The organism is Natronomonas sp. EA1, from assembly GCF_051195035.1.
In the GTDB taxonomy this organism is placed as follows: Archaea; Halobacteriota; Halobacteria; order Halobacteriales; family Haloarculaceae; genus JBNTJV01.
This window is the reverse complement of the sequence record NZ_JBNTJV010000009.1, coordinates 1-12,913: the sequence shown is the minus strand read 5'-3', so window position 1 is coordinate 12,913 and position 12,913 is coordinate 1. Positions and strand designations below refer to the sequence as shown.

Below are 12,913 nucleotides of genomic sequence, written 5' to 3'. Positions count from 1 at the left end.
GTGCTCCGGCGCATCGAACTTGAGGTCCTCGCCACGGTCGACCGCGGCGACACGATCTCTGAGCTCGCGACGAAGCTCGACCACAGCGAGAGTTACCTCTCTCGTGCTGTCGCCGACCTCGTCGAAAAGAGACTCGTCTACACGGAACGCGACGGCCGCCGAAAACGCGTCGTCCCGTCGGATGCTCGCGCCGTCGAACGCTACCAGGACCTCGTTCGTCAGCACTCCCACATTGACTTCCCCAAGCTACTGACCGGCAAGGCACTCGAGGTGCTGTACTACCTCGACCAGCCGCGAACCGTCTCCGAGATCGCCGACCGGAGCGATAACTACCGCAACACGGTCAATCGCGTCCTCAAGCGGTTTCGCGACCGTGGACTCGTCGGCACGGAAGATGGTCGATACGAGTTCAACGCTGACTTCGACCGCCTCCACGAGTTCGCCCATGAACTCGCACACCATCTGCATCGTCAACGCCTCGAAGCCGTCGCCCCGAAGGGCACGATTCTCTGGGAGGACTACGACGAATTCCTCGCCCAGACCGAGACGGAGATCGATGCAGAGGGGTTCCACGAAACCGGTCTTGCTCGATTCGCGGCCTATGGCCTCCAGTTCCTGCTCACCGGCCATCGCTACTACGTCTACTCCGAGGATCTCGACGCAGTCTCGCCGGCGGAACTTTGTTGTCACACGCTGCTGATCGACGACGGCAGCCGTCACCGCTCGTACTGTCTCCTCCTGCTCAGTCACGTCGACGTCGACGAGGCGGCCCTCCGAGCGCAGGCGGCGAAGTATGGCCTTGAAGCCGAAATCGACGCCTTGGTCCGCTACCTCGAGACGCACGGCGAGGTCGACGACGACCGGCTTCCGGAGTGGGACGAGTTCCAGGAGCTGGCGGCTGACTACGAGGTGCCACTACCACAATGAGACCAACATTCGGACGCGAGTACATCGAGAACGAATTCCAGCGAATCGGGGATGGGTTATCTGAACCGCTCACGGTCTACCTGATTGGTGGTGGCGCGATGTCGCTGCGCGACCTCAAGGGGGCGACGAAAGATATCGACCTTGTCGTTCCAGATGGCGACGCGTACGGCCAGCTGTGGGCCGTCCTGATGGACCTCGGGTATGCGGAGGTTCAATCGCTGGATCCAGATTACCGGGCGCTGGGGGCGACGAGCTGCGTCGAGAACGACGACGGGTGTCGCCTCGATATCTTCAACCAGCAGGTCGCGAACAAGCTCGTGCTCACCGACGGGATGCAACAGCGCAGCGAGCAGTTCCTCGACACGGATCGACTGACGGTCCGGCTAGTCAGCAACGAGGATATCTTCCTGTTCAAGGCGATCGCCGGCCGCGACGACGACATCGAGGATATGAATATGCTCGTGCAGGCCGGCCTCGATTATGACGTCGTCCGGGCTGAACTCGAAGCCCAGATCGAACGCCTGGGGGACGATCAGTTCGCCACGTTCGCGAACGAGGCCCTGGTCGAACTCGGGGAGCGGTACGGGGTGACCACGCCGATCGAGGGCCGCGTCCAGGAGCTCACGAATAGGTACTACCGGGGGCTCGAAGTCCTCCAGGCACTCGATGAACCGATGACCGTCGACGAACTGGCCGCCGAACTGGAGCTGGATGACGAGGAGGTTCACGACCGGATCGCGTATCTCTCGACGTTCGACCGGATTAGTCAAGATGGCGACACCGTCAGTCCGACAGAGTAGAGTTAGGGGCTTTGTTGAGACCTATTGACGGCGCTCTTACTAACACGGGGACTGTCAATGGTCAAGCGGTGCTCGAACGTTAGTCGGCGGGTTGAGGACGCTCTGATGCGGACACGCCCGGAAGCGAGGGCAGCTCTAAATCCACTCGTCGGAGGAACTGGGCGTTGATTGCCACAATCACCGTCGAGAGCGACATCAACAACGCTCCCACTGCCGGCGAGAGCAGGATCCCGATTGGGGCCAGCACGCCAGCGGCGAGTGGGATGGCGAAGACGTTATATCCGGCCGCCCAGACGAGGTTCTCCTGCATCTTCCGATAACTCGCCTTGCTCAGTTTCACGAGGCGGACTACGTCCGTCGGATTGTTCTGGACGAGGATGATGTCCGCCGATTGTACCGCGACGTCCGTCCCGGAACCGATAGCGATGCCGATGTCGGCCCGGGTGAGCGCCGGCGCGTCGTTCACGCCGTCACCGACCATTGCAACGAGATTCCCCCGCTCTTGCAGCTCTTGGACCTTCTCGTCCTTGTCTTCGGGGAGGACCTCGGCGAACACCGTGTCGATGCCGAGTTCATCGGCGACCGCATTAGCGACGTCCTCGGAGTCACCGGTGAGCATCGCAACCTCGATGCCGAGTTCGTGAAGCGCATCGACGACGTGATAGCTCTCCTCCCGTATCACGTCCGCCAAGGCGAACGCCGCGACGAGCTCGCCGTCGCGGATCAGGTATACTACGGTGCGTGCATTCTCGCCGGAACGCTCGGCAAACGTTCGTAGTTGATCGGGAACCTCGCTCTCCAAGGTCGAAAGGAGGTTCGGTCCACCGACGTGGACGCTCTGCCCATCGACGCGTGCCCGAACCCCCCGTCCTTTGATCGCCTCGAAGTCGGCCGCCCGGGGACTGGCGACATCGCGTTCGTTGGCCGCCTCACGGATGGCCTCGGCGATCATGTGCTCGGAGTCGGCCTCGACGGCCGCCGCTAACCCTAGCGCCTCTTCTTCGGTCACACCCTCGACGGTCTCGATGTCTACGACGCCCTGCTCGCCCTCGGTGAGCGTACCCGTCTTGTCGAAGATGATCGTATCGAGCTCTCGTGCTTGTTCCATGGCGATGCGGTCCCGGATGAGCATCCCGTTGCGAGCGGCCAGCGATGTGTTTATCGCCACGACCAGCGGGATTGCGAGCCCAAGCGCGTGTGGACAGGCGATGACCAGCACCGTGACGACGCGCTCGATCACTTCGGCATTGAACGAGATGGCGACGGTCCAGGCGACAGCGGTCACGACGGCCGCACCCAGAGCGACGTAGAATAGCCACCCCGCTGCCCGGTCAGCGAGCATCTGCGTCTTCGACTTACTCTGCTGAGCGTCTTCGACGAGCCGCATAATGCCGGCCAGTGTCGTTTCGTCGCCAGTCGCGTCGATGCGGACTCGGAGGCTGCCGTCCCCGTTGACCGTCCCGCCGATGACCTCGTCGCCGGGCGCCTTCGAGACGGGCTTGGATTCGCCGGTGATCATCGCCTCGTTCACGTCGGAGTCGCCCTCTTCGACAACGCCGTCGGCTGGGACGCTCGCCCCCGGACGGACGAGCACGAGATCTCCCTCTTCGAGCTGGTTCACGGGGACCTCCTCAGTGTCACCTGATTCAGTGATTCGCTCGGCAGTATCGGGCATTAGCTTCGCCAGTTCATCGAGGGCGCTGGAGGCTCGCCGGACCGACCGCATCTCGATCCAGTGGCCCAGCAGCATGATGTCGATCAGCGTCACGAGTTCCCAGAAGAACGCTGACTGGGTCGGGAACACGACGCTCGCCAGACTGTAGACGAAGGCGACGGTGATCGCCATGGAAATGAGCGTCATCATTCCGGGCGAACGGTCTCGCAACTCGGGGACGGCCATCTGCAGGAAGGGAATCCCACCGTAGGCGAACACGATCACCGCGAAGACAGGATTAATCCACTCGCTGCCGGGGAACGCCGGAACCGAGAATCCAAGCCACCCTTGAAGGGTCTCGCTGTACAGGAGGACCGGAATCGAGAGCAGTGTCGAGATGAAGAACCGCCGCCGGAACATCTGCTCGTGGCCCTCGTGCATCCCACCGTGGTCGCCATGGCCGTTGTCTCCACTGTGATCGCCATGACCATCGTGGGCAGTCTCTGACACCTCTGCCTCCTCTTCCAACATCTCCTGCTCAACGTGTGATTCCTCGTGATCTACATTCTGCCGAGCTGAACGTCCATCAGGTTGATCCTGATCCGAACCTGAGGGCATCTCGTCTCCATTCTCGTCAGGATTGTGGTTATCGTGATTTGTCATTTGGTGTCTCCGTTTAGTGGAGCAATTTCATCTGTAACCTGGCCAGTGGTTCGGAGCCGCTCATTTATTCACCTATACGGGCTCCATTTATATGCCATCTTTGCCTAGCAGATATAGGAAAACCTCTCTCTGAAGTTTCCGAATTAAGGAAAACAGGTATTTGGATGCGCAATCTAATCACCGCATGCGCACCTTAGACGACACGGACTTCGAAATCCTTCGGCTTCTCACCGAAGATGCACGCCGGCCCTACCGTGAAATCGCCGACGCCGTCGATCTCAGTTCACCGTCGGTGTCTGACCGCGTTAGTCGGCTACAAGACATGGGAATAATCCGGCGGTTCACGCTCGATCTCGACCGTTCAAAACTCCGTGGCGGTGTTCCCGTTCTCGTTGAACTCGCAGTCCAACCCGACATGGTCGATAACATCCGGGATACCCTTGCACTGGCAGATGGCGTTGAGCACGTGTTCACGGCCTCTGATCCTCGCATATTCTTCCAGTCCCGTCTCCCGAACGCAGATGTTCGGACATTCTTGGTGGACACGTTCGATAAAGAGGAGTGGGAAACGATTACGGATTACGAGGTCGTCGTCCTCACGAGCGCCGACTGGACACCCCAAGTCAGTGGTACCGACCTTGCAGTCACCTGTGCCCAGTGTGGCAACGACGTGAGTGAGGACGGTGAGACGCTCGAAATCGACGGCAGTTTGTACTATCTCTGTTGTCCCTCCTGTCTGGAGCAGTTCAAATCCCGGTACGATCAGTTCAGCGCGAACGCCTGACTGAGTCACTTCCCCTCCTCTTTGAGGGCGCTCCTTACAACCTCATCTAAGGATACGAGACGAAAGGGATAACCAACCGGTCAAGAGTAGCAAACGTATGCAGAAGGTTACGCTCGATGACCTAGAGAACAATCCGATGAATGCCGACGTAACGAAACACGCGACGGAACCGCTGAACCTCAATAATCTGGCCCTTAACTACTTCGAACTTGAACCGGGCGACGAGTTTTCCGGCGGGTTGCACACGCATATGAACCAAGAAGAGGTCTTCTACGTCGTCGAGGGGACTGCGACGTTCCGGACAAAAGACGACGAAACCGCCGTTGAAAGCGGCGAAATAGTTCGATTCGAACCGGGAGAGTACCAGTCAGGGAAAAACGAAGGAGAGCAGCGGGTTCGCGCGATTGCACTCGGCGCTCCACAGGACGCTGGTGAGACTCGCGTTGCCGTGCCGTGTCAGGAATGTGGCGCGGACTATCACGTCGCCGAAGTTGATGACGACGGTGTCTCGCTTTCGTGTCCGGACTGCGGAAACGACCCCAAACAGTAGGATACGCCGCAGAGGCGAGAGCAAGCGTACTGAAACTTCGGACTACGAGCGGAACTTCGACCCAAGTGGTCCTTTGTGAGATCAGTCAAGGGATTGGGTTACTTCCCCTCCTGTCTCGCTTTCTACCGGGACATCTTCACCAAGTTCGGCATTCGGAAGCGTGAGCGCAACCACGAATCCAACTGCCATGATCGCTGCCGCTGCTAGGAAGACGGCGCTGAAGCTGTTCGAGAGCACGGTTGTCACGATTTGAGCGGCCTCGGGGGACAAGCTGTTTAGCATCGACGGAGTGATCTCTTCGCCGCCTTCGATGAGGTGCTGTGCAGTTGATTGATCGAGGGTCGTCCCCGTGAGTCGGGTCGAGAGCTGGTTTCCGAGGACCGCACCGAGGATTGCGACGCCAACCCCCTCCCCGAGCGTACGGCTGAACATAACTGACGACGTCACGACGCCCAAATCTTTTCTCTCAACGGCGTTCTGGATGCCTACTTCGAGGGTGGGCATCGTCAACCCAAGGCCGCTCCCGGTCACGAACATAAACACGCTCGCCCAGAGGAGACTGGTGTTGACGCCCATCGTACTGAGGAGATAGTAGCCACCAGCAGCGAGGGCGGCACCCAGGACGGTGAACGGCTTGTAATAGCCGAGCTTGCTCATCAGCTGTCCGGTGACAGCGGATAAGACGATGAATCCGCCAATGAGTGGCAGGAGGAGGAGGCCAGCGTTCGTCCCGGAAACGTCGAGGACGGTCTGAAGGAAGATCGGAAGGTAGGTCAGTCCCCCGAGCAGGCCGATACCGACAACAGCAAAGCCGATGAAGTCAATTCCTGCAATCGTCCGGTTACCAAGGAGCGAGACTGGGAAGATTGGCTCGTCGATGCGGAGCTCTTGGTAGACGAAGAGGATAGTGCTGGCGAGAAAAACTGCCGCGAGGGAGAGTATCTGATCAGAGTCCCACGCGAAGCGAGAGCCACCCCAGGTCGTGATGAGTAACAGGGAGACAGTGGCAACAATCAGCAGAAGCGCACCAAGATAGTCGATGGTGTGATCTTCGTTGGGAACGGGGAGGTCGAGACGCGTCTGGACTACTCCGAGGGCAACGAGCCCGATGGGGATGTTGATGAAGAAGATCCAGCGCCACGTGAAGTGTTCAGTGAGGTACCCACCGAGAACGGGCCCGCCCATCGTGGCGAGACCGAACAGTACCATCACGTAACTGATGTACTTCCCGCGCTCACGGGGGCTGAAGAGGTCGCCGACGATGATTGTTGCCATCGAGAGGAGCCCGCCGCCACCGATCCCCTGGATTGCACGGAAGATCGTAATCTGTGCCATGCCACTCAGATACTGATCGAGTATCGGAATTTGCCCGGCGAAGCCGCTCAGGACGCTCCCGATGAGGAACGTGACGATTGCGAAACTATAGACTGGGCCCCGACCGTAGATGTCGGAGAGCCGCCCGTAGAGTGCGATTGTGACGGTTACCGTAATGAGATAACCCGTGACGAGCCAGGAGTAGCTCCCTCCACCACTGAGGTCCCCGACAATCGTCGGAAGTGCGGGAGCGATGATGGACTGGTCCATTGCCGCCATGAGCATCCCGGCTATCACGCCGAGGAAGATGATCATACGCTGGCGATTCGTCCCACTGAAGGAGGCCTCGCCCTTGTTCCGGGGTTGCTCATTCATAGCTGTTCACCTTGTGCGTATTGACGAGCGTCCCGCTCGGTAGCCCCAAGCGAGCTCGGATTGATTGCCTTCGCATCACACCCATCTATACGTACTACTGTTTAACGCGGTTTTTGCTTACTATATTTAGGAAAAATAGCGATCATACCTTTCTAACAAAGGCTACTGATGAGGGCCTGCTGTACAACTGACGATACTGATTTCGATTCAGACTGCGGCTTTCACCGTGTGGAGGCGTTTTTATCGAAAACGACCCACCGTCTGTAATCCTCTAGTTTATGGGTGATATTCCTATTTCGCTTGATTTCGAAGGTCAAAGTCTCAGCAATCCTAATTCCTGAAAGGGAAACTCCACTGAATATGGAACCCGTATGTACAGGTGATGAGTCAGCGAAAAAGCCACATCGATATTCAGGGGATGAGCTGCGCGAACTGTTCGCAAACGATCTCAGACGCCGTCGATTCACTTGATGGTGTCTCAGAGGTGAACATCAACTTCGCCACTGACGAGGGATCGGTCGTGTATGACCCGGAGGCTGTCTCACTTGGTGAGATATACGACGCAATTGCGGACGCGGGTTACACGCCAGTGACCGACTCGGTCACGATTGCGATTACCGATATGTCGTGTGCGAATTGCTCGGAGACGATCCAAGACGCACTCGAAGGAACGCCGGGCGTCGTCGACACCGACGCTAACTTCGCGACCGACGAGGCACAGGTCACGTACAACCCGGCCGAGGCGACTCTCGGCGACTTCTACGACGCCATCGAAGACGCTGGCTACTCGCCGGTCCGAGAGGACGCCGAGTCCGGCGACGGGGCAGAAGGCGACGCCAGAGAGGCCGCCCGACAGGAGGAAGTCCGTCGACAACTCCGGTTGACGCTGTTCGGCGCAGTACTGTCCCTGCCCCTGCTGGTGTTTATGGCCGACCACCTGCTGGGGCTCGGACTCGTCGGCGACGAGCTCTTCGGCCTGCCGCCCGGATGGATCATGTTCGCGCTGGCGACGCCCGTCCAGCTGGTGCTCGGCAAGCCGTTCTACGAGAACTCCTACAAAGCACTCGTCAAGAACGGTCGCGCCAACATGGACGTGCTGATCGCGCTGGGGTCGACGACCGCGTACGTCTACTCCGTCGCGGTCCTGGTAGGCGTGATTGCCGGTGGCCTGTACTTCGACACGGCGGCGTTCATCCTTGTGTTCATCACGCTCGGCAACTACCTCGAGGCGCGCTCGAAGGGCCAGGCCGGCGAAGCACTCCGGACACTCCTGGAGATGGAGGCGGACACCGCCACCGTCATCGATGAAAACGGGAACGAGGAAGAAATCCCGCTCGAAGATGTCGAGGTCGGCGACCGGATGAAAGTCCGTCCTGGAGAGCAAATCCCGACCGACGGTGTCGTCATCGACGGCCAGTCCGCAGTCGACGAATCGATGGTCACCGGCGAGTCCGTCCCCGTCGAGAAGAGAGAAGGCGACGAGGTGGTCGGGTCGACCATCAACGAGAACGGCGTCCTCGTCGTCGAGGCGACGAAAGTTGGTAAGGACACGGCGCTCCAGCAGATCGTGCAGACTGTGAAGGAGGCCCAATCCCGCCAGCCAGACATCCAGAACCTCGCCGACCGCATCTCCGCGTACTTCGTCCCAGCAGTCATCGCGAACGCCTTGCTGTGGGGAGTCGTCTGGTTCCTGTTCCCCGAGGTGCTCACGGGTTTCGTCGAGTGGCTCCCGCTGTGGGGCCTCGTCGCGGGCGGTCCCGTCGCCGCTGGCGGCGTCTCGGTCTTCGAGTTCGCAATCATTGTGTTCGCCTCGTCCGTGCTGATCGCCTGTCCCTGTGCGCTGGGGCTGGCGACGCCCGCGGCCACCATGGTTGGGACGACCCTCGGTGCACAGAACGGCGTCCTGTTCAAGGGCGGCGACGTACTCGAACGGGCGAAGGACGTCGACACTGTCGTCTTCGACAAGACCGGGACGCTCACGAAAGGCGAAATGGAGCTGACCGACGTCGTTATCTTCGACGGCGGCGGCCAGCCTCTCACCGAGGGTGGGAATCCTGCTACTGATGGCGGGCAACTCACTGCTGCTGAGCAGCTTAGTGAGGACGACGTACTTCGGCTCGCAGCGATCGCGGAGAGCGGGAGCGAACACCCGCTTGCCCGGGCGATTGTCGATGGAGCGAAAGCTCGCGGTATCGACGTGGCCGATCCCGACGACTTCGAGAACGTCCCCGGTCACGGCATTAAAGCGAACGTGAGCAGCAGCGAGGTGCTGGTCGGTAATCGGAGGCTCCTGCGTGACAACGGGATTGACCCCTCGCCCGCTCAGGAGACGATGGAGCGCCTCGAGAACGAGGGGAAGACGGCGATGTTAGTCGCTTACGAAGGTGAACTCGTGGGCGTCGTTGCCGACGCCGACACGGTCAAGGAGAGTGCGAAGGACGCCGTGCGCCAGCTGCAGGAGCGCGGCGTCGACGTGATGATGATCACCGGCGACAACGAGCGTACTGCACGCGCCGTCGCTGAACAGGTCGGTATTGACCCGACAAACGTCCGTGCGGAAGTCCTGCCCGAGGACAAGTCGGACGCGGTTGAGTCCATCCAGGCCGACGGCCGGCAGGCGATGATGGTCGGTGACGGGGTCAACGACGCACCCGCACTCGCGGTTGCGTACGTCGGGACGGCCATCGGCTCGGGTACGGACGTGGCGATCGAGGCGGCGGACGTCACATTGATGCGCGACGACCCTCTGGACGTAGTGAAGGCAATCCGCATCTCGGACGCAACGCTCGAGAAAATAAAGCAGAACCTCGTGTGGGCGCTGGGGTACAACACAGCGATGATCCCGCTGGCCTCGCTTGGGCTGCTCCAGCCCGTACTCGCTGCCGGCGCGATGGCGTTCTCGAGTGTGTCGGTGCTGTCGAACAGCCTGCTGTTCCGCCGGTATACGCCCGACCACGACTACAAGCTACTCGGTCGTCTTCGCTAAACACCTCACTGCGATTCTGATTTAGTATTTTTCGAGCATCGTACCTACCTTGCCTGATGATTAACGTGCGGGACCACTCCTCCTACCAAGATTAAACACGACAAGCGAGAATGTGTAGTACATGCGCGAATTTGTCTTTACCATCGAGTACGACAAGGGTGTTGACGAGGTGATGGATCTCTTCATCGACAATCCGGACTTGACCGCTCGCTCGATGGAGATCAATGCGACCAGCGAGGCAGTATGGGGGATTGAGAAGGTGGTCGGCCCCGCTGCTGTTCTCAACGAGTTCGACGACGCACTGGAACGCGTCGCTAATTCTCCGGACACAACCGGAATGTGTGGGGCACCCGTGACTGAATACGAATACACGATCCTCTCGTCGAATGCGGAATCTCGGAAGATTCACTGGCTTCGCCGGGAAGGTGATGGTCCACGGTCGATTCCCTTGGTCGCGGCGAAACACATCGGCGAGGGATTGATAATGCGTACGGAGCGACGTGGTGACCAATACCGGTGGCGGATGCTTATCGACGGGCCAGTATCAGCGATTCACGAGGAAGTCCGAGCGAACCTGCGAGAGGGGCTGTCGCTGACTGTTGAACGACTCGGTACACCGCCATGCTTGGTCGACGACGGCCGCGTCCAGCAAACTCTCACGCCCGAACAGAAGTCTGCGCTTGAAGCTGCAATCGAACGTGGGTACTACGAAGAGCCACGGCAGCAATCGGTCGCGGAAATCGCTGAAGATGTCGGTGTGTCACGGTCGACGTTCCAGTACCGTCTCAACCGAGCGGAAGCGTGGCTGGCACAACAGTTCGCCGCCGATTCGCTCGACGTCGACCTCGACGTGGATCTCGACCCCGAGGACATTGAGTTCATCCAGTAAACTGCACGTCGAACTCCTCGACGGTTGGAATATGTCGAAGTAAATCCCATCCCTAAGAATATCGTAGGGCCGGGTATGGCAACGACTGGTGCGAGTGTTCAGCTGATTCGTAACGCGACTATCCTCCTGGACGTCGGTGACACGACGTTCCTCGTGGATCCGATGTTCACGCCGGAGGGCGAGATGCCGACGGTGACAGACAACCCGGCAGTTCCGGAGTTCCTCACCACGGCGAATCAGGATCGGAATCCGCTTGTTCCGCTGCCCGACGTTGATCTCACCTACGACGCTGTGGTCGTTACGCACCGCCACCCCGACCACTGGGACGAGGCGGCCAGAGAGGAACTCGATGCCGACGTGCCGCTGTTCTGTCAGCCCGAGGAGGCCGACGCCTTCACTGACGAGGGCTTCACTGATGTTCGCCCCGTCGACGACGAAACCACCTTCGAGGGGGTCACAATCCACCGGACGCCGGGCCAGCACGGGCACGGCGAGCTCGCCGAGGGAATGGGTCCGGTCTCGGGCTTCGTTTTCGAGGGCGACGAGACAGTGTATGTCGCCGGGGACACGATCTGGTACGAACCGGTCGAGGAGACACTTGACCAGTACGAACCCGATCTGGTGGTTCTCAACGGCGGCGAAGCGCAGTTCGATCAGGGCGAACCCATCACGATGGGGGTCGAGGACATCAACGCTGTCCGAGAGGCCACTGACGCCGAAATAGTGGTCGTCCACATGGAGGCGATCAACCATTGCTTGCTGTCGCGCGAGGAACTGCGGGCAGAGACAGAGGATGTACACGTTCCCGAGGACGGCGAGCGGTACAGTCTATAACGCGGGAACGCCCGCCTACAACTGTCCCATGTTGTAACCATTGGTTCGGGGTAGTTACTCCGCTAGCTCAGCTGGGAGTCGGCCATCCGGACGCGGAACACGGCCCCGTTTGATCTCGTGATCGACGCGACGCAGGTGTTTGCAGCCGCCTTCGGGTGAACGCTGCTGCCAGTCGGGACAGGTACACGATTCGTCGACGACGTCGACTTCGTACCTGTTGCCGGACGCGGACTGCACCTCGTAGCGGCCACCTTTCGAGAGGAGTGAGACGTCCATCGCTTCGGCGACGGCACGCTTCGTGCGGGGCTCGAGATCGTCCTTCGACTGTGCGTTCTCGTCGACGACCAGTCGGTCGCGAACGTCGCCCGTTCGGCCACCGTCGGGCGCGACGGCTTCCGCAGGCCCCCTGAGCCGCTCGTGGAGCAGTTCCTCCACCGGATGGCCTTCCGGCCACAGGTAGTGGACTTCGCGGCGCTCGCGATGGTCGTAGGAGCCGCACGCGGCTGCGCTCCCGGTCCAGACACGCCACGCCCCGAGTGCTGCCATCACGTCGACGATGACTCGGGGAACAGCCTCGTGCTTCTCGGGGTAGAACATCCGAAAGCGAGTACATTCCGTCTGCGGCGGAACCGTCTCCCACCACTCGACGTCGTCGTCCCAGCTCTCGCACATCGCCTTATCCTCCCCGTATCCAACGGTCAGGCCGTCGATCTGCGGTATCTCCACCGATGTCTCGTCAGCCTCGTCTTCGAGCAGCCGAAGGACGGCGTACCGGAGATACTCGTGATTCGGATTGTCTGAAGATTGGGCGACCTGCTCGTGGTGCTCTGCGACTCGCTCTGCCTCGTCCAGAACGGTCGTTAGATATTGGTCGGTCATGGGTCGGTGGAGACGGAAGTGCGCCTCCGCCCCTCGGCGGGCGCTGAAAAACTTAACCAACAAATACCGATCAATCGTATCCTCTGTTGGTTAACCCCTCTCTGCTCGAATGCTGAGCCGGATCGGACTACCGGAGCTAAGAATAGTATATCTGTATAGCGATAACGTCATAGGGAATACGGGGGACAAGACTAATACCGTTAGATGCGATACCGATAACTAACGATGATGGAGTACGTCGACGAGACCGCGGCGAAG

General features: G+C 59.9%; 10 protein-coding genes. 7 read left to right on the top strand and 3 right to left on the bottom strand.

The genetic code is table 11. The annotated features are described in order from the left end of the window. Together ACQUQR_RS17455 and ACQUQR_RS17450 are read left to right on the top strand one after the other, a co-directional pair. On the top strand, window positions 1-927 hold the full coding sequence (locus tag ACQUQR_RS17455) for a MarR family transcriptional regulator (protein ID WP_435197662.1): 927 nt from the start codon (window positions 1-3) through the stop codon (window positions 925-927). After that, a complete protein-coding gene (locus ACQUQR_RS17450; protein WP_435197661.1) occupies window positions 924-1,727 on the top strand; it encodes a DUF6036 family nucleotidyltransferase in 804 nt (267 codons plus the stop codon). The genes ACQUQR_RS17455 and ACQUQR_RS17450 overlap by 4 nt, the downstream gene beginning before the upstream one ends. A 79-nt stretch (window positions 1,728-1,806) precedes the next feature. On the opposite strand, the gene ACQUQR_RS17445 is transcribed toward ACQUQR_RS17450, so the two are convergent. Then, window positions 1,807-3,912, bottom strand: coding sequence for a copper-translocating P-type ATPase (locus tag ACQUQR_RS17445; protein ID WP_435197660.1), 2,106 nt, complete (start codon window positions 3,910-3,912; stop codon window positions 1,807-1,809). 316 nt (window positions 3,913-4,228) lie between these two features. Here ACQUQR_RS17445 and ACQUQR_RS17440 point away from each other — a divergent pair, with 316 nt between their 5' ends. Together ACQUQR_RS17440 and ACQUQR_RS17435 are read left to right on the top strand one after the other, a co-directional pair. Next, entirely contained in the window at window positions 4,229-4,828 is a 600-nt protein-coding gene (locus ACQUQR_RS17440; protein ID WP_435197659.1) for a winged helix-turn-helix transcriptional regulator, read from the top strand. Window positions 4,829-4,925: 97 nt separating this feature from the next. Further along, window positions 4,926-5,378 (top strand): cupin domain-containing protein, encoded by a 453-nt coding sequence (locus ACQUQR_RS17435; RefSeq protein ID WP_435197658.1) that lies wholly within the window; start codon window positions 4,926-4,928, stop codon window positions 5,376-5,378. An 81-nt stretch (window positions 5,379-5,459) separates the two neighbouring features. Here the strand turns inward: ACQUQR_RS17435 and ACQUQR_RS17430 are convergent, their stop codons facing one another. Continuing rightward, the gene (locus ACQUQR_RS17430) at window positions 5,460-7,007 is read right to left on the bottom strand and encodes an MDR family MFS transporter (RefSeq protein ID WP_435197657.1); all 1,548 of its coding nucleotides are present in this window, start codon (window positions 7,005-7,007) and stop codon (window positions 5,460-5,462) included. A gap of 442 nt (window positions 7,008-7,449) precedes the next feature. Between ACQUQR_RS17430 and ACQUQR_RS17425 the strand changes: the two genes are divergently transcribed. The 3 genes from ACQUQR_RS17425 (at window position 7,450) to ACQUQR_RS17415 (ending at window position 11,776) form a co-directional block, all read left to right on the top strand. After that, window positions 7,450-10,053, top strand: coding sequence for a heavy metal translocating P-type ATPase (locus tag ACQUQR_RS17425; RefSeq protein WP_435197656.1), 2,604 nt, complete (start codon window positions 7,450-7,452; stop codon window positions 10,051-10,053). A gap of 121 nt (window positions 10,054-10,174) precedes the next feature. Next, a complete protein-coding gene (locus ACQUQR_RS17420) occupies window positions 10,175-10,942 on the top strand; it encodes a helix-turn-helix domain-containing protein (protein WP_144906594.1) in 768 nt (255 codons plus the stop codon). A gap of 75 nt (window positions 10,943-11,017) precedes the next feature. Further along, window positions 11,018-11,776, top strand: a complete 759-nt coding sequence (locus ACQUQR_RS17415; RefSeq protein ID WP_435197655.1) for an MBL fold metallo-hydrolase — start codon at window positions 11,018-11,020, stop codon at window positions 11,774-11,776. A gap of 54 nt (window positions 11,777-11,830) precedes the next feature. On the opposite strand, the gene ACQUQR_RS17410 is transcribed toward ACQUQR_RS17415, so the two are convergent. Beyond that, window positions 11,831-12,655 (bottom strand): hypothetical protein, encoded by an 825-nt coding sequence (locus ACQUQR_RS17410; protein ID WP_435197654.1) that lies wholly within the window; start codon window positions 12,653-12,655, stop codon window positions 11,831-11,833. Window positions 12,656-12,913: the final 258 nt, after the last annotated feature.